The organism is Paludibacterium sp. (assembly GCF_019232825.1).
GTDB lineage: Bacteria > Pseudomonadota > Gammaproteobacteria > Burkholderiales > Chromobacteriaceae > Paludibacterium.
Genome location: NZ_JAFAND010000081.1, coordinates 36,987 through 52,980 on the forward strand (window position 1 = coordinate 36,987; position 15,994 = coordinate 52,980).

General features: G+C 62.3%; 14 protein-coding genes and 2 pseudogenes. 6 read left to right on the forward strand and 10 right to left on the reverse strand.

Annotation, left to right across the window (positions count from 1 at the left end):
* Position 1: 1 nt before the first annotated feature.
* On the reverse strand, positions 2-1,033 hold the full coding sequence (ltaE, locus tag JOZ06_RS10420) for a low-specificity L-threonine aldolase (RefSeq protein ID WP_293232134.1): 1,032 nt from the start codon (positions 1,031-1,033) through the stop codon (positions 2-4).
* 107 nt (positions 1,034-1,140) lie between these two features.
* Complete coding sequence (locus JOZ06_RS10425) at positions 1,141-1,365, reverse strand: hypothetical protein (RefSeq protein WP_293232135.1); 225 nt, start codon at positions 1,363-1,365, stop codon at positions 1,141-1,143.
* A gap of 297 nt (positions 1,366-1,662) precedes the next feature.
* On the opposite strand from JOZ06_RS10425, the gene JOZ06_RS10430 reads away from it, so the two are divergent.
* The 4 genes and pseudogenes from JOZ06_RS10430 (at position 1,663) to JOZ06_RS10445 (ending at position 5,206) form a co-directional block, all read left to right on the forward strand.
* A complete protein-coding gene (locus tag JOZ06_RS10430) occupies positions 1,663-2,433 on the forward strand; it encodes a tRNA threonylcarbamoyladenosine dehydratase (RefSeq protein WP_293232137.1) in 771 nt (256 codons plus the stop codon).
* Positions 2,434-2,690: 257 nt separating this feature from the next.
* Positions 2,691-3,731, forward strand: a pseudogene (locus JOZ06_RS10435) (FIST N-terminal domain-containing protein); the annotation flags it as partial.
* Positions 3,732-4,004: 273 nt separating this feature from the next.
* Positions 4,005-4,544 (forward strand): annotated as a pseudogene (locus JOZ06_RS10440) (methyl-accepting chemotaxis protein); the annotation flags it as partial.
* Positions 4,545-4,672: 128 nt separating this feature from the next.
* The gene (locus tag JOZ06_RS10445) at positions 4,673-5,206 is read left to right on the forward strand and encodes a hypothetical protein (protein WP_293232139.1); all 534 of its coding nucleotides are present in this window, start codon (positions 4,673-4,675) and stop codon (positions 5,204-5,206) included.
* 86 nt (positions 5,207-5,292) lie between these two features.
* Here the strand turns inward: JOZ06_RS10445 and oppF are convergent, their stop codons facing one another.
* The 8 genes from oppF to JOZ06_RS10485 all read right to left on the reverse strand — a co-directional run bounded on the left by oppF (position 5,293) and on the right by JOZ06_RS10485 (position 14,130).
* On the reverse strand, positions 5,293-6,285 hold the full coding sequence (gene oppF / locus JOZ06_RS10450) for a murein tripeptide/oligopeptide ABC transporter ATP binding protein OppF (RefSeq protein WP_293232141.1): 993 nt from the start codon (positions 6,283-6,285) through the stop codon (positions 5,293-5,295).
* Complete coding sequence (locus tag JOZ06_RS10455; protein WP_293232143.1) at positions 6,278-7,285, reverse strand: oligopeptide/dipeptide ABC transporter ATP-binding protein; 1,008 nt, start codon at positions 7,283-7,285, stop codon at positions 6,278-6,280. Before JOZ06_RS10455 ends, oppF begins: the two co-directional genes overlap by 8 nt.
* Positions 7,286-7,297: 12 nt before the next feature.
* Complete coding sequence (locus JOZ06_RS10460) at positions 7,298-8,218, reverse strand: ABC transporter permease subunit (RefSeq protein WP_293232145.1); 921 nt, start codon at positions 8,216-8,218, stop codon at positions 7,298-7,300.
* Between the two features lie 16 nt (positions 8,219-8,234).
* Positions 8,235-9,152, reverse strand: a complete 918-nt coding sequence (locus JOZ06_RS10465; protein ID WP_293232147.1) for an ABC transporter permease subunit — start codon at positions 9,150-9,152, stop codon at positions 8,235-8,237.
* Positions 9,153-9,272: 120 nt separating this feature from the next.
* A complete protein-coding gene (locus tag JOZ06_RS10470; RefSeq protein WP_293232149.1) occupies positions 9,273-10,883 on the reverse strand; it encodes a peptide ABC transporter substrate-binding protein in 1,611 nt (536 codons plus the stop codon).
* Positions 10,884-11,396: 513 nt separating this feature from the next.
* Positions 11,397-12,815, reverse strand: coding sequence for a pyruvate kinase (pyk, locus tag JOZ06_RS10475; RefSeq protein WP_293232150.1), 1,419 nt, complete (start codon positions 12,813-12,815; stop codon positions 11,397-11,399).
* Between the two features lie 8 nt (positions 12,816-12,823).
* Positions 12,824-13,879, reverse strand: a complete 1,056-nt coding sequence (gene pyrC, locus JOZ06_RS10480) for a dihydroorotase (RefSeq protein ID WP_293232152.1) — start codon at positions 13,877-13,879, stop codon at positions 12,824-12,826.
* A gap of 20 nt (positions 13,880-13,899) precedes the next feature.
* Positions 13,900-14,130 carry a sulfurtransferase TusA family protein gene (locus tag JOZ06_RS10485; RefSeq protein WP_293232154.1) on the reverse strand — a complete coding sequence of 77 codons (231 nt, stop codon included), beginning with the start codon at positions 14,128-14,130 and terminating at the stop codon, positions 13,900-13,902.
* Between the two features lie 124 nt (positions 14,131-14,254).
* Here JOZ06_RS10485 and JOZ06_RS10490 point away from each other — a divergent pair, with 124 nt between their 5' ends.
* Both JOZ06_RS10490 and JOZ06_RS10495 read left to right on the forward strand, forming a co-directional pair.
* Positions 14,255-15,031, forward strand: coding sequence for an NRDE family protein (locus JOZ06_RS10490; RefSeq protein WP_293232156.1), 777 nt, complete (start codon positions 14,255-14,257; stop codon positions 15,029-15,031).
* Between the two features lie 10 nt (positions 15,032-15,041).
* Positions 15,042-15,575 (forward strand): CNP1-like family protein, encoded by a 534-nt coding sequence (locus JOZ06_RS10495; RefSeq protein ID WP_293232158.1) that lies wholly within the window; start codon positions 15,042-15,044, stop codon positions 15,573-15,575.
* Positions 15,576-15,994 lie beyond the last annotated feature (419 nt).

The window sequence follows — 15,994 nt, forward strand, 5'->3', positions numbered from 1 at the left end:
GTCAGGCAGCCAGCACCGGGCGCATGACCTCGATGATGCGGTCGATCTCGGCGCGGCCGACCTGCCAATGGGTCACGAGCCGCATGCGGCCGGCCTCGGGCGGGTTGGCCTTGATGCCGGCGGCCTCGAAAGCGGCCATCAGCCGGTCGACCGGCAGCGCATCGGGCACCGAGAACCACACCAGGTTGATATCCACCGACGCGGGATCGATCCCCACCCCCGGCAAACCCGCCAGCCGCTCAGCCAAATAGCGGGCATTGGCATGGTCTTCGTCAAGCCGCTGGCTCATGTCGTTCAACGCGATCAGCCCCGGCGCGGCCAACACGCCGGCTTGGCGCATGCCGCCGCCCAGCAGCTTGCGCTTGCGCCGCGCCTGCGCGATGAAATCGGCGCGGCCGACCAGCATCGAGCCCACCGGCGCGGCCAACCCCTTGGACAGGCAGAACATCACGCTGTCGGCCTCGGCGGCGAGCACGCTCGCGTCAACCCCCAGGCGCGTGGCGGCATTGAACAATCGGGCGCCGTCAAGATGCACCGGCACCTGATGCGCGCGCGCGATGGCGCGAATCTCGCGCATATACGCCAGCGGCAGCACGCGGCCGCCCGAATGCGCGTTCTCAAGACAGATCAAGCCGGTCTTCGGGAAATGAATGTCGTCGCCCACGCGAATGCGCCGCGCCACGTCGGCGGGCGGCATCATGCCGTCACAGCTGTCCACGGTGCGCAGCTGCACGCCGGCGATCACCGCGGCGGCGCCCGCCTCATGCCAGACGATATGACAGTCGTCGGCGGCGATCACCTCGTTGCCGCGCTGGCAATGGGTAAAAATCGCCAGTTGGTTGCCCATGGTGCCGCTCGGCACGAAAAGCGCCGCTTCCATGCCCAGCTTTTCCGCCGCTTGCGTCTCCAGCGCACAAACGGTCGGATCGTCGCCATAGACGTCGTCGCCGACCAGCGCGTGTTGCATCACCTCCCGCATCGCCAACGTCGGCTGCGTCACGGTATCGCTGCGCACATCAATCCACTGCATCATCATCCCTTTCCAGATAACGCAACGGCGACCGAGGTCGCCGTTGCTTTCAGACGTGACGTCTGACATCTGCCGGCCGTACCGGCTAATTAGCTACGACAATTATGTCGTTATACACGATAAGATTGCTTAATCTTACTGACTCGTTCCTGCGCTTTGAGAATGGCGTGCGGCGTCAGACCAATCTGTGTGCCGCAGCGGCATCGAACGGGGACATCGGGCGACAGGGATTTCAAGTCGACCCGGCTTTCATGCCCGCAAACATCGCAGGCGATCACCACGGTAGCGTTATAGTGCTTGTCGAGGTCGATATCGAATCTCGGCGACTGCTTCATGGGACTCTCCCTTGCAGAAACGACGAAAAGCCTCGCGGCAAAACGAACGGAACCTCGGCGAAACTACGGTGCCAGCCGTTGGAATCCGACCGTGACGCACGCAAGACTCTATCTGTACGATAGCGAGCGGGCGGCCAACTCTCCAGCAATTTTTCACCCGGCGCGGGAAATCTCGTCTTGGCGTTGCGCAGGCGCCAATCGCGCCGGCCGAGTGTTGCGCTTCCGCCTCAAGGGTGGCCAGCACCGGTCCTTTGCAGTATGCTTTCGCCGCTTCGCCAGAGACGCAGGAATCACCACATGGACCAACCTTCCGCCAACCTAGAACGCCGTTTCGGCGGCATCGGCCGTTTATACGGCGCGGACGCGCTGGCGCGGTTCACGCGCGCGCACGTTTGCGTCGTCGGCGTGGGCGGCGTGGGTTCCTGGGCGGTCGAAGCGCTGGCGCGTAGCGCTATTGGAAATCTGACAATGATAGATCTTGACAATGTCGCCGAATCCAACGTCAACCGCCAATTGCCGGCGCTCGACCCCTACTTCGGCATGGCCAAGGTCACTGCACTCTCAGAGCGCATTCACGCCATCAATCCCCGTTGCCAGGTCACCGAAATCGAGGATTTCGTCACGCTGGACAATTTGGACGACATGCTTGGCCGCGGCTACGATTTCGTGCTCGATTGTATCGACGACCTGCGCGTCAAAACCGCCATCGCCGCCTGGTGCGTCAGGCACCGTCAGCGTTTCATCGTCAGCGGCGGCGCCGGCGGTCAAATGGACCCGACGCAAATCCGCACCGGCGACTTGGCGGAGGCGCGCTACGATCCACTGTTGTCCAAATTGCGTTATAACCTGCGCCGCCATCATGGCTTCCCGCGCGAAGGGCGCATGCGTGTGCCCTGTGTCTACTCGACCGAGCAGCTGACCTATCCGCAGGCGGCCTGTGACGCCCCCTCGCCCGCGGGCGCACCGCAAGGACTGTCCTGCGCCGGTTTCGGCGCCAGCATGACCGTCACCGCCAGTTTCGGCTTGATCGCCGCGGCGCAGGCGCTCAAGGCCATTGCACCAAACTGAGACACTCGGCGCGCAATTTGCGCGTAAATCCCGCCATACGCACTCCTGCAAGCTACACTCGGTAAGCTGGGGCGTCTCCTAACTGGTGCCGATGCCTGAATGCCGGACCACGGTGACGTCTCCGTCTTGATACCAATAAGCAGGGGGGAGATATGTGGCCATTCAAAACAGCAACGTCCGCCATGGATAACACGCCGCGGGCCCAGGACAGCCGACCACAAAGCGGCTTGCTCGATTGCCAATCGCTGCCGACCGCCATGTCAGCGCTCGGCTTGCCCGACCAGCCGGGGCTCTTGTTCTGCTTCATCCCGCCGGAAGCCGATTTTCCCCAGTGCCATTCCCGATTGCAAACGCTCGGCGCCCCCAAACGTTCGGTTTTCACGCTGTCGTCCAGCGGCGCGCTATGCAGCCGGCCCGACGCCTCCGCCTATTGCGACGGCGCCGGCCAAAAGGGCAGCTGGTTATGGTTGCCCGACACGCTGATCGTGCGTCACGAGCCCCATACGGTCGATCTTCATAGCGGGGGCGGCGCCAATGCGGCACAGCGCGTCGCCGCCATTCGCGGCGAACTCGCCCGCGTCACCCCGAGCCTGCCGCTATCGCCGGAGCGGACTTTCGCGCTGGTGTTCTGTGACGGCCTCTCCGCGTCGGAAGGCTTTCTCATGCACGCCTGGTACGACAGCGGGCGCTTTCCCTGTTTGGCCATCGGCGGCTCGGCCGGCGGCAAACTGGATTTCAGCGCTACCTATATCGGCACCAGCAAGGAGATCCTCAAAGGCAAAGCCCTGCTGATTTTCTGCCAGATTGCCGAGGGGAAATCCTTCGCGCCGTTCAAAAGTCAAAACTTCGAACCGACCTCGCACAGCTGGCTGGTCGCCGAGGCGGACCCGGTCGCGCGTACCGTGCGCACGGTCTTCTCCAAAGAGGGACAGACGCAACCGCTCATCGAGGTGCTGTGCCAGCACTTCCACTGCTCGCCAGAGCAGCTGCCGCAGCAGATGCAGGACAAAACCTTTGCCGTGCAGGTGGGGGACGAGTATTTCATCCGCTCGGTGGCCGCCTTCAATCCGGACAACGTGGCATTCTTCTGCGACTTGACCTTCGGCGACCGACTGCACCTGATGGCGGCGTCCGATTTCCTCGCCGCCACCGATCGCGATTGGCGGCAATTCACCCAGCATTACGGCACGCCTTCGTCCATGCTTCTCAACGATTGCGTGCTGCGCCGCCTCAACAATGCGCGCCAGCTGCCGCAGGCCCGGTTCTTCAGCGACATCGGCGCCGCCGGTTTCTCCACCTTCGGTGAAATCCTCGGCGTACCCATCAATCAAACCTTGTCGGCCTTGGCGTTCTTCGACACAAAAACCGACGCCATGGCCAATTTCCCCGTCGATTACGCCGCCTACGCCGGCCATTACGCTCAGCGCGAACTGCAGTGCTGGAAAGCGCTGCACGGCATTCAGTCGCAGGTCGTGGCGCAGGTCATCGACTACCAGCAGTCGGTCTCGCCCCTGCTTGCCGGCTTGCCGCAGTTGGTCCAAGCGACGATGCATCAGGCCGATACCTTATCTCTGGCCCAAGAGAGCATCCGCACCATCAGTCATGCAGCCGGACAGACCAACGAGGCGCAGCAACGGCTGGAAACCGGGCTGAACGAATTGGAACGCATCTCGACCGGCATCAGCCAAATCACCGGTGGCATCAGTGCCATTGCCGACCAAACCAACCTTTTGGCGTTGAACGCCGCGATCGAGGCGGCGCGGGCCGGCGAAGCCGGCCGTGGTTTCGCCGTCGTGGCCGATGAGGTGCGCAAGCTGGCGCAGCAGGCGAAAACCCAAGCGGAAGCCACCAACCGCGACATCTCGGCCGCGGTCGACACCATCGCGCGTATCCGCACCGTGGCCGACGAAACGGTGAAAAATACCCAGCAGATGTCAACGACCAGCCTCACCGCCGCCGACCAGATCGCCAATATGAGCGCGAGTTCGCTGCAGGAACGGCAGAGTCTGATGGACAACCTCAACCGGCTCGAGGAGTTGGCCCAAGGCGTCGGCGCCATGCAGAAGGCCGTCGGGCAATTGACAACGTTGCAGGCACTGGCGTCCAAATAGCGATGGTCCCAGCCTAGTGGCGGACGCGAACCGTCCGCCGCCGGCACTTCAAACCATTCAAATACTTTATTTATAACGATAATGACAATAAAATTGTCCGCTTCATCAACCTTCGTTTGGAAATCACAATGAAAAAATATCTGTTGGCCGGCGCGGCCGCCCTGCTGCTGGCGCCTGCCTGTTTCGCCGGCGGCGCCGTGCTGGAAACGCCGGTGGCGTACACGCCGGACGCCACGGTGGTGGATGCGGTCAAGGCCGAATGCAAGGTCGAGGACATGCTGGCGCAAGACGTAGGGGGAGCGCTCGCCAAGGACAACGACGGCGCGGGCACCATTGACGCCAAGGCTGACGCCAGCGGCAAAACCGTCTTGCGCCTGCGCATCTCCTTCGTCATGGGCGTACTCGGCGGCGGCTGGACCGGGCCGAAAGCCATCACCGTCAAACCTCAGTTGTTCGAGAACGGCAAGATGACGCGCGAGGGCAAATTGACGCGCTGGTCGACCGGCGGCGCCTTTGCCGCCTTCAAGGGCACCTGCGACATCCTCAAACGCTGCAGCAAACAAATCGCCGACGATATGGTCGAGTGGGTCAAGGACCCGACTTACGAGTTGGATGACCAAGACCCGCCCAAGGATACCTCGGCGCCGGTTGCCGCCAAATAATTAACCCGGGGAGTGGGGAGTGGGGAGTGGGGAGTGGGATCCTACGTGCAACTGACGACTCCCGACTCCCCTTTCTCCTTTTCACATCAGGTCAACAAGCACGAGCACTGCGTGTCGCCGCTCACCGCATGCAGCTTCGGCAGTTCCTCGGCGCAACGCGCCTCGGCCCGAGGGCAGCGCGTGCGGAACACGCAGCCGGACGGAGGATTGATCGGCGAGGGCAGATCGCCCGACAGCAGCTGAATGGTCTTCGACCGCTCGCGCGCCGGGTCGGGGAACGGAATCGCCGACAACAGCGCCTGGGTGTACGGATGCGTGGGCGTATCGTACAGCGCGCGCTTGTTGGCCAGCTCCATTTCGCGCCCCAGGTACATCACCAGAATGCGGTCGGAGATATGCTTGACCACGGCCAGATCGTGGGCGATGAAGATCAGCGCCAGGCCCATCTCGCGCTGCAGCTCCTTCAGCAGGTTGATGATCTGCGCCTGAATCGACACGTCGAGCGCCGATACCGGCTCGTCGCAGATGATCAGCTTGGGTTCCAGGATCAGCGCGCGGGCGATGCCGATACGCTGGCACTGGCCGCCGGAGAACTCGTGCGGATAGCGGTTGATTTGCTGCTCGGTCAGGCCGACGCGCCGCATCATCTGGCGCACGCGCGCCATCACTTCCTTATTGCCGAGTTCGGGCCGATGCGTGCGCAGCGGCTCGGCGATGATCTGCGCCACGGTCATGCGCGGATCCAGTGACGCCAGCGGATCTTGGAAGATCATCTGGATGTCGCGCCGGACGCGATGCCAGTCGCGGCTACCGCCTTTGCGCAGATCCTTGCCCATCCAGACGATCTCGCCGTCGGTGGCCGGAATCAGGTTGAGAATGGCGCGCGACAGCGTCGACTTGCCGCAGCCGGACTCGCCGACCACGCCAAGCGTTTCGCCGGGATAAAGATCGAACGATATGCCATCGACCGCCTTGAGCGTTTTCTTTGCCGTCCAAGGCAAGACGGACTCGCCGCTCGCCACCTGGAAATGCACTTTGACGTTACGGACCGACAACAGCGGCTGTTGAGTTTCAGACATGCAGAGCCTCCTTGTCCTGCCCTTGGATCGACAGCTGAGTCACCGGCACATGGCAGGCGCGTAGCACCTGGCTGCGCTCGCCGGTCGCCTCGAGCGGCGGGATGGTATCGGCGCACACGTCCAGCGCATGGCCGCAGCGCTCATAGAACGGGCAGCCCTTGGGCATGTTGGCCAGGTTGGGCGGATTGCCGGGGATGCTCGTCAACGCCTCGCCGGCGTCATCCATGCGCGGCAGCGCGCCCAATAGACCGATGGTGTACGGATGGCTCGGCTGGTAGAAGATGTGATCGGCGTCGGCGTATTCCATCACCCGGCCGCCATACATCACCATCACTTGGTCGCACAGGCCGGCCACCACCCCCAAATCATGGGTGATCATGATGATGGCGGTGCCGAAATCGCGCTGCAGGTCCTTCAGCAAACTCAGAATCTGCGCCTGCACGGTCACGTCGAGCGCGGTGGTCGGCTCGTCGGCGATCAAAATTTCCGGCTCGCACAAGAGCGCCATGGCGATCATCACCCGTTGGCGCATGCCGCCGGAAAACTCGTGCGGATACATGTCGACGCGGCGCTTGGCATCCGGAATGCGCACCGCGTCCAAAAGCTCGATCGCGCGTTTCTTGGCGCTCTTGCGGTCCATGCCCTTGTGCAGTTCCAGCACTTCGGTCATCTGACGCTCGATCGTCAGGTAGGGATTGAGCGAGGTCATCGGATCCTGGAAGATCATCGACAGCCGGTTGCCGCGAATGCGATTGAGCTCATGCGCGGGCATGGTCAGCAGGTTTTTGTCCTGATACAGCGCCTCGCCCGAGGTGTTGCCGTTCCTCGCCAACAACCCCATCATCGCCAGCACCGACTGGCTCTTGCCCGAGCCGGACTCGCCGACGATACCCAGCGTCTGGCCGCGGTCGAGATTGAAACTCACACCGTTGACGGCGTGGACCATGCCATCGTGGGTGGAGAAGCGCACCCCGAGGTCTTTCACTTGTAACAACGTCATGTCGTCCTCCGCTCAGCGGTCTTTCGGGTCGAGCGCATCGCGCAGACCGTCGCCAACATAGTTGGCGCAATACAGGGTCACCATCAGGAACGCGGCCGGGAACAGCAGCATCCAGACGGCTACGTCCATGTGCTGAGCGCCGTTTTCCACCAGCACGCCCCAGCTGGTCATCGGCTCTTGCACGCCCAAGCCCAGGAAGGACAGCACCGACTCGGTCAGAATCACGTTCGGGATGGTCACCGTGGCGTAGACCACCACCACGCCCAGCAGGTTGGGCACGATGTGACGGAAGATAATGCTCAGACGCGACACGCCGATGGCGTGCGCCGCCTCGATGAACTCCTTCGACTTGAGCGACAGCGTCTGCCCGCGCACGATGCGCGCCATGTCGAGCCAGGACAAGAGTCCCAGGGCGATGAACATCTGGAACAGGTCGCGGCCGAAGAACGTCATCAGCAAAATGGCGAACAGCATGAACGGCAGCGCGTACATGACGTCGACGAAGCGCATCATCAGCGCGTCGACCTTGCCGCCCATGAAGCCGGCAATGGCGCCCCAAGAGACGCCGATCACCACGGCGACGAACGAACCGACGATGCCGACCAGGAAGGTAATGCGCCCTCCCATCAGCACGCGCACCAACAGGTCGCGCATCTGGTCGTCGGTGCCGAACAAGTGCCACCCCGCCATCGTCGGGCCATAAGGCTGGCCGGCCGACCAGTCTTGATCGTCAAACGTGTTGGGCAGCAACCACGGTCCCACCACCACCAGCAAGCCGATCAACGCCAACAGCACCAGACTGATGACGGCGGCGCGGTTGCGCTTGAAACGAATGCGAGCGTCCTTCCACGGGCTGCGGCCTTCCACCACCGCCGCTTCCAGCGTACCGCCCAGGTTTTGCGCCATTTCCTGGCGCTTTGCTTTGCTAAACATGTCTTGTCTCCCGATCTCAGTAACGGATGCGCGGATCGAGCGTCGCGTAAATGATGTCGACGATCAGGTTGAACAAGACCGTCATCACCGCCACCAGCACCACCAGTCCCAGCACCAGCGTGTAATCGCGGTTGATGGCGCCATTCACCAGCAGCCGGCCGACGCCGGGAATGGCGAACATGGTTTCGGTTACCACCGCTTGCGCCACCGACGACACGGCCAGCGGACCGAGCACGGTCACCACCGGCAACAGCGCCGGCTTGAGCGCGTGGCGCAGCACGATGACCCGCAGCGGCAAGCCCTTGGCCTTGGCGGTACGGATGAAATTACTGTGCATGACCTCGATCAGACTGCCGCGCATCATGCGTCCGAGCGTGGCCACGTTGATCAACGTCAGCAACGCCACCGGCAAGATCAGATAGGCCGGGGTCAAGGAAAATTCGCCGAAAGGCAGCGCTTTGGCCCAGATGCAGAACACCAGAATCATGACCGGACCGATGATGAACGACGGCACGGCACTGCCGAAGTTGCCCAGGAACATGACGAAATAGTCGACGAGGCTGTTTTGCTTCAGCGCGGCGGTAATGCCGAGCAGCACGCCGATGACGATCGACAACAACATCGCGGTGCCGCCCACGGTCAACGAATACGGCAACGCGTTGGCCACCAGCGAGTTCACCGACCAGTCCGCATAGCGGAACGAGGCGCCGAGGTCGCCGTGCAGCAGATTGTTCAGGTAAAAGCCGAACTGCTTATACACCGGTTCGTTGAGATGGTATTTGGCTTGCAGGTTGGCAAGCACTTCCGGCGACACCTTACGTTCACGGTCGAACGGTCCGCCCGGGGTCAGCTGCAGCATGACGAAACAGACGGTGATGACCACGAACACCGTCGGGATCGCCCCCAGAATGCGCTTGAGGGTGTAAGACAACATGGATCGATACTCCAGACACAGATCCGCTCACGCGCGTTTGAAACGCCGAGGCCTTCGGCGCGCGTGGCAAAACCCCGCCCGGGGCAACCCCGGGCGGGAGGTACAAGCGAGCGGACTCGCTTAATGCTGTACGATAGACAGGAATTGCGTCTTGTAGTGATCCATCGGGTTCGGCACGTTCCAGCCGCGTACCCACGGTTTCACCATGCGCGGGTAGGTGTATTGGAACAGCGGAATCATCGGATAGTCTTCCATCGCCAGTTTGGCGGCGGAAGTCATGAAGCCGGCGCGCTTGGCCGGGTTGATGGTTTGATCGCCTTGGCTGATCAGAGCATCGACCTTCTTGTTGCAGTACTTCAGGTCGTTCTGGTCGCTGCCGCAACGCACCAGATCCAGGAACGAGGTGGCGTCGTTGTAGTCGACCGACCAGCCGTTACGCGCGATCTGGTAGTTGCCGTCGTGACGGGTCTTGAGGAATACCTTGAACTCCTGGTTTTCCATCGAGCCGCTCACGCCCAACTTGCTCTTCCACTCGGACAGCAGGAAGAGGCTAACCTTCTTGTGCAGGTCGGAAGTGTTGTAGGACAGCTTGATGGCGAGCGGATGGCCAGCGTTGTAGCCGGCCTGCGCCAGCAGCGCCTTGGCGGCGGCCACGCGCTTGGCCATCGGCCACTTGCTCCAGTCGTAGGAGGATACGGCGGCGCCGGCGGTGCCCGGCACGATCAGGCCGTACATCGGCACTTGACCCTCGCCCAATACCTTCTGGGTCAGGATGTCGCGGTCGATGACCATCGACAGCGCTTGACGCACGCGCTTGTCTTTCATCACCGCGTCTTGATTGTTCAGGCTGAAGTAGTACAGACCGAGAATGCGGTTGTTATGCATTTCCTTCGGCGAATCGCTCACCAGCTTCTGGTACATCCCCGGCGGCGTGCGGTCGACCGAGTCCAGCTGGCCGGCCTGATACATCTTCAGCACCGACTCTTCGCTCTCGGTCGGGTTGTAGACGACCTTGGCGATTTGCACGTTCTTGGCATTCCAGTAGTACGGGTTCTTTTCCAGCACCAGGCGCGAGTTCACCACCCATTCCTTCAGGCGGTAGGCGCCGTTGGACACCAGGTTGCCCGGCTTGGTGTAGTCCTTGCCGAACTTCTCGAACGATGCCTTATGCAGCGGCGCCATTTGCGGGTTGGCCAGCATGTCCGGCAGGAAGGCGGTCGGGGTCTCGGTGGTGATTTCCAGCGTATGCGCGTCGACGGCCTTGATGCCCAGATCGGTCACCGGCTGCTTGCCGCCCATGATGGCCTTACCGTTCTTGACGAACTCGAAGAAGATCCCGTATTGGGTCGCGGTCTTCGGATCGACGGTGCGTTGCCAGGAGAAGACGAAATCGGCAGCGGTGATCGCATCGCCGTTGGACCACTTGGCATCCTTGCGCAGATGGAATACCCAGGTGGTCGGGCCGGTTTGCTTCCAGCTTTCGGCCACGCCCGGCAGGATGCGGCTATGCGTGTCGCGGGTGGTCAGACCTTCATACAGGTCGTCGCCCACGTTGATGGCCGGCTGCGATTCGATCTGGGAAATGTCGAGCGATTCGACTTCGGCGCCGTTGCCGCGCACCAACGTGGCGTTGGCGGCCATTTTTTCACCGGCGGCGGCCTGGGTGGCCGGGAGGGCAAGCGCCAGGGCGACAGAGGCCGCGAGCACGCTCAGCATACGCTGCTGTTTCATTTCGTCTATTCTCCTGTAATTCTTGAGTGCTACGGATGGGTAGCTTTTTAGGTTTTTGCCGAACGATTTTTTGGATCACCCGGTTGTAGCCTATTATGCTCTCGCATTTTTTATGTCATCAAGCATTGATCAGCATGATATTTTAAAAAAATAGAAACAATGACAATTTCCCCGACACACACCATGCCATTAGCCTCTCACTAGGCCGTTGGCATTAAATATCACAACCAGCCTCACCATTCAAACAGCATAGCGTAAATACAACGCATTCCCCCAGAACATCGCGGTAAATGGCTCACAGACGACACGCCTGCGCGAGTGCCGTATCGATTCTGTCCATTATGCTGGCGACAGGAAATTTATCGTTATAGTCGATAACGTAATATTTTATGTCCACACCTGTTTTTCGTCAGAATATCGATCATTCGGATTGCCATACAATCCAACACAAGGCGCGTTGCGCAAAAAACGAAAAAACCCGCCGAAGCGGGTTTCGCGATGGCCTGGGCGGCCTTAACCGGGAACGGTGGCGATGCGCAGCAAATTGGTGGCGCCGGGCGTGCCGAAGGGCAAGCCGGCAGCGATCGCCAGCATCTGCCCCGGCTCGGCGAACCCATGCGACTTCGCCAGCAAGCAGGCGGCATCGGTCATTTCGTCCACCGATTCGGCATCCTTGGTCACCACGGCATGCACCCCCCACACCAGCGTCAGCTGGCGCGCGGTCGTGGCGCGCGGCGTGACGCATAGCACCGGCGCCTCCGGCCGCTCGCGCGCCACGCGGCAGGCGGTGTGGCCCGAGGTACTGTAGGTCACCATGACCGGCAGCGCCAGAATATGCGCCACTTGGCGCAAGGCCACGCTGATCGCATCCGGCGCGGTGCCGCGCGGCTCGCTGTGCGAGGCATCGAGCATCGCCTGATGCAACGGATCGCGCTCCACTTGCGAGATGATCCGGTCCATCATCGACACCGCTTCCACCGGATACTGGCCCGATGCCGATTCGGCCGACAGCATGACCGCGTCGGTGCCGTCGTAAACGGCGGTCGCCACGTCCGAGGCCTCCGCGCGCGTCGGCACCGGCGCGTGCACCATCGAATCCAGCATTTGCGTGGCCACGATCACCGGCGTGCCCTTGGCGCGGCAAACGCGCAAGATGCGGCGCTGCGTCGGCGGCACCAGCTCCGGCGGCATTTCCACCCCCAGGTCGCCCCGCGCCACCATGATGCCGTCGGCCTGATCGACGATCGACTCCAGCCGCTCGATGGCGGCCGGCTTTTCCAGCTTGGCCATCACCAGCGCGCGGCCGGCGACCAGCGCCTTCAGTTCCTCAATGTCTTCCGGACGCTGCACGAAGGACAGCGCCACCCAATCGACGCCTAGCGTCATGCCGAAATCCAGGTCCTGTCGGTCCTTGGTGGTCAGCGGCGATAACGGCAGTACCACGCCAGGTACATTCACGCCCTTGCGATCAGACAGATCGCCGGCGGTCCGGACCACGGTTTCGGCTTCGGTGGGCGTACAGCTCACCACCTCCAGTTTGACCCGGCCATCGTCAAGCAAGAGTTCGCTGCCCGGCTTCAAGGCGGCGAAGATCTCCGGGTGCGGCAAACCGACGCGCGCGTCCGTGCCCGGCTCCAGCGACTGGTCGAGGCGGAAGGTTTGCCCCACGGCCAGATGCACGCTGCCTGCGGCAAAGGTGGCAATGCGCAGCTTCGGCCCCTGCAGGTCTAGCAACACGCCGATGGGACGCCCCAACTCGGCTTCGACGCTACGGATGACCGCCATGCGTTCGGCGTGCTGCTCATGCGTGCCGTGGCTGAAGTTGAGCCGGAAGACGTCGGCGCCGGCGCTGGCCAGAGCCATAATGGTGTCGCGGTCGGAACTTGCCGGTCCCAACGTGGCGACGATTTTGGCTTTTCGATGTCTGCGCATCTGTTCACCTATTGTGTGCGGTGCGGTTCGGAGTGCACCAAGGTCCAGGGAAGAGACTCGCCGGCCGAGAACGGCACCAGTTCCTCGTCGCCGAAAGCCAGCGAGGACGGCACGGTCTGCGGGGTCCGCGCCAGGGTGATCTGGTCGGTATTGCGCGGCAAGCGGTAAAAATCCGGGCCGTTGAAACTGGCGAACGCCTCGAGCTTGTCGAGCGCGTTCACGCTGTCGAATGCCTGCGCATAGAGCTCGATGGCGTTGCGCGCGGTATACATACCGGCGCAGCCGCAAGCGCTCTCCTTGGCGTGCCGCGCATGCGGCGCGCTGTCGGTGCCCAGAAAGAACCGCTTCGACCCGGAAGTGGCCGCCCGCAACAGTGCCTGGCGGTGCGCTTCGCGCTTGAGGACCGGCAGACAGTAATGATGCGGACGGATGCCGCCGACGAACAGCGCATTGCGATTCATCAGCAGATGGTGGGCCGTCAGGGTGGCGGCCAGGTTATCGCCGCCCTCGGCCACGAATTCGGCCGCCTCGCGCGTGGTGATGTGCTCGAAAACGACGCGCAGCGTCGGCAGGCGCCGCATCAACGGCGCGAGTACGCGATCGATGAATACCGCCTCGCGGTCGAACACGTCGACCGCCGGGTCGGTGACCTCGCCATGCACCAGGAGCGGCAGCCCCTGGGCGGCCATGGCCTCCAGCGCGGGCATCACGCGCTCGATCGCGGTCACTCCCGCATCGGCATTGGTCGTAGCGCCGGCCGGGTACAGCTTGACGCCATGCACAAAGCCGGACTCGCGCGCGCGGCGGATTTCGTCCGGGGAGGTCGCGTCGGTCAGATACAGCGTCATCAGCGGCTCGAAGCGGCTGCCGGCCGGACAGGCGGCCAAGATGCGCTCGCGGTATTGGCGCGCTGCCTCGACCGTGGTCACCGGCGGCTTGAGATTCGGCATGATGATGGCGCGCCCCATTTGCCGGCAGGTGTCGCGCAACACGTCGGCCAGCACGGCGCCGTCGCGCACGTGCAGGTGCCAATCGTCGGGGCGGGTCAGGGTCAAAGCATGCATGCGGGTCGTTCCAGGAAGCGTTATTTACGTTGCAAAACCAGCTTGAATTTACCTTCGACGGTGGCGGCCGATTCAAGCAGGGTATTACCGGTTTGACGGCAGAATGCGGCAAAGTCTCCCGGCGCGCCGGGATCGGTGGCGATCACCTCCAGGACGGTACCGCTTTCCATGTCGGCCAGCGCCTTCTTGGCGCGCAGGATGGGCAGGGGGCAATTCAAGCCGGACAAGTCCAGCGAGCGGTCGATTTGCATCTTGGGTATTCCATATTCATTCGCGGTACAATGTAAACATTAGTGCCTGCCGATAATCTTGCGCAGGATCTAATAGTGTACGCTGAGTGCGTATGACTCCCAACTTTAGTTGTGGTGACTATTCATGTGTGTTCTCGCCTTCGCCTACAAAATGCCAGGCCTAGGACAATTGGTGCTGCTGGGCAATCGCGACGAGCTCTATGCCCGGCCCGCCGAAGCACTGGATTTTTGGCCGGACCGGCCGGATGTGCTGGGCGGCCGCGACCTGCAAGCCGGCGGCAGCTGGCTCGCCATCCGCAACGACGGCCGCTTTGCCGCCGTCACCCATATCCGCGAGGGTTTTGCCGCGGCAGCAGAGCGCTCGCGCGGCGAACTGGTCAGCCAGTTCGTGCTGGGCGACGAACCGCCGCTCGACTATGCCGCCCGCTTGGCTGACCTGCGCGCGCATTACGCGCCGTTCAATCTGCTGTTTGGCAGCACCGACGACCTCTATCATTTTCATAGCCGCAGCGGCCAGCTAGCCCGCGTCACGCCGGGCCTGCATACACTGTCGAACGCCACGCTCGATACCCCTTGGTTCAAGACCAAGCGGCTTGCCGATCGCCTCAGCGGCCTGCGCGCCGCGCCGCGCGAGGAAGACGCCTACGCCTGGCTGGAGGACGCCACGCCCGCCGGGCCTGGCCAATTGCCGAATACCGGTATCGGCTCGGCGCTGGAACGGGTACTATCCCCTATCTTCGTCGTGGGGCGCGACTACGGCACGCGCGCCTCCACCTTGCTGATCGTCAGCAGCCGTGGCGACATCGCCATGTCGGAGCGCAGTTTCGGATTGGCCGGCAAAGAGCTTGGCCGCCGGCGCTATACTTTGCGGCCGGGCATCAGACAGCCCAGCCAACGTTAACGGAGAACGCATGCGATTCAAGCTTCTTGTCCCCGCGCTGGTCTGCGCCGTGACCGCGCACGCCGCGCTGGCGGGGCCCGACTCGAAACCCTATAAGCCGATCAACAATGGACAATATGCTTTCGAGGATCTCGGCCCGTGGAAGGAAGGCGACTACACGGTACCAGCCTACCCCGACAAGCCGGATTGGGTCGGCTTCTATGTGCCGCTCAAGCAAGACTATAAATTTTTCATCGACAGCAAAACGCTCAGCATCGGTCAGGATGACGTGGTGCGCTACGTCCTGCGCGTGGTGAGCACATCGGGCGCGGAGAACGTGAGCTACGAGGGCATTCACTGCCAAGGCAAGGAGATCCGTGCCTACGCGTTCGGCGACCCCGATGCCAAGAAATGGTACGAGTCGACCCGCGCACAATGGAAGCGGCTCTCGGGCGACGATGTGTCGCACCTGCGCCTGGCGGAGAATTTCTGTAGCGATGATTGGCGAACGCCAAAGGATGTGACCGAGGCGCTGGCCCGGCTGAAAAAAGCGCCTTGGCTGTAAAAGCGGGGGTAGCGACAGCGTCCCGGCTTTTACTCCCGCCGTTAAGGTTTTGCTTCTACTCCCGCCGTTTCACTTGCGCGGTCTTCCACTGCGGGAGTAACGGCAACACCTTGAAAGCGGGAGTGGCAACAGCGTCCCGGCTTTTACTCCCGCCGTTAAGGTTTTGCTTTTACTCCCGCCTTACTCGCTTTTTTACTTTCAGAATTTACGGACAAGCTGCCCAATTGCCGTTTCCCGGCGAACTGGATAGGGTAAGGGGGCTTTGGGCGGAACATTGCCAAAGGCGCGGGCCCGGGGTGTTTGCACCACCGCCGAGCCCGCTAACCACAACTCACTTACTCGGAGTAAGCCATGGCTATCCATGATGTTAATGCACTTCCTTCCACCCCGACAAACCGCCGTCTGCGTCAGCAGCAGTT

Bases quoted from the DNA above. Each gene is read 5' to 3' on its own strand.
- JOZ06_RS10445 (WP_293232139.1), top strand. From the start codon at position 4,673: ATGAAAAAATATCTGTTGGCCGGCGCGGCCGCCCTGCTGCTGGCGCCT.
- JOZ06_RS10495 (WP_293232158.1), top strand. From the start codon at position 15,042: ATGCGATTCAAGCTTCTTGTCCCCGCGCTGGTCTGCGCCGTGACCGCG.
- pyrC (WP_293232152.1), bottom strand. From the start codon at position 13,879: ATGCATGCTTTGACCCTGACCCGCCCCGACGATTGGCACCTGCACGTG.
- JOZ06_RS10455 (WP_293232143.1), bottom strand. From the start codon at position 7,285: ATGACGTTGTTACAAGTGAAAGACCTCGGGGTGCGCTTCTCCACCCAC.
- pyk (WP_293232150.1), bottom strand. From the start codon at position 12,815: ATGCGCAGACATCGAAAAGCCAAAATCGTCGCCACGTTGGGACCGGCA.
- JOZ06_RS10430 (WP_293232137.1), top strand. From the start codon at position 1,663: ATGGACCAACCTTCCGCCAACCTAGAACGCCGTTTCGGCGGCATCGGC.
- JOZ06_RS10425 (WP_293232135.1), bottom strand. From the start codon at position 1,365: ATGAAGCAGTCGCCGAGATTCGATATCGACCTCGACAAGCACTATAAC.
- JOZ06_RS10465 (WP_293232147.1), bottom strand. From the start codon at position 9,152: ATGTTGTCTTACACCCTCAAGCGCATTCTGGGGGCGATCCCGACGGTG.
- JOZ06_RS10490 (WP_293232156.1), top strand. From the start codon at position 14,255: ATGTGTGTTCTCGCCTTCGCCTACAAAATGCCAGGCCTAGGACAATTG.
- JOZ06_RS10470 (WP_293232149.1), bottom strand. From the start codon at position 10,883: ATGAAACAGCAGCGTATGCTGAGCGTGCTCGCGGCCTCTGTCGCCCTG.
- ltaE (WP_293232134.1), bottom strand. From the start codon at position 1,033: ATGATGCAGTGGATTGATGTGCGCAGCGATACCGTGACGCAGCCGACG.
- JOZ06_RS10485 (WP_293232154.1), bottom strand. From the start codon at position 14,130: ATGCAAATCGACCGCTCGCTGGACTTGTCCGGCTTGAATTGCCCCCTG.
- JOZ06_RS10460 (WP_293232145.1), bottom strand. From the start codon at position 8,218: ATGTTTAGCAAAGCAAAGCGCCAGGAAATGGCGCAAAACCTGGGCGGT.
- oppF (WP_293232141.1), bottom strand. From the start codon at position 6,285: ATGTCTGAAACTCAACAGCCGCTGTTGTCGGTCCGTAACGTCAAAGTG.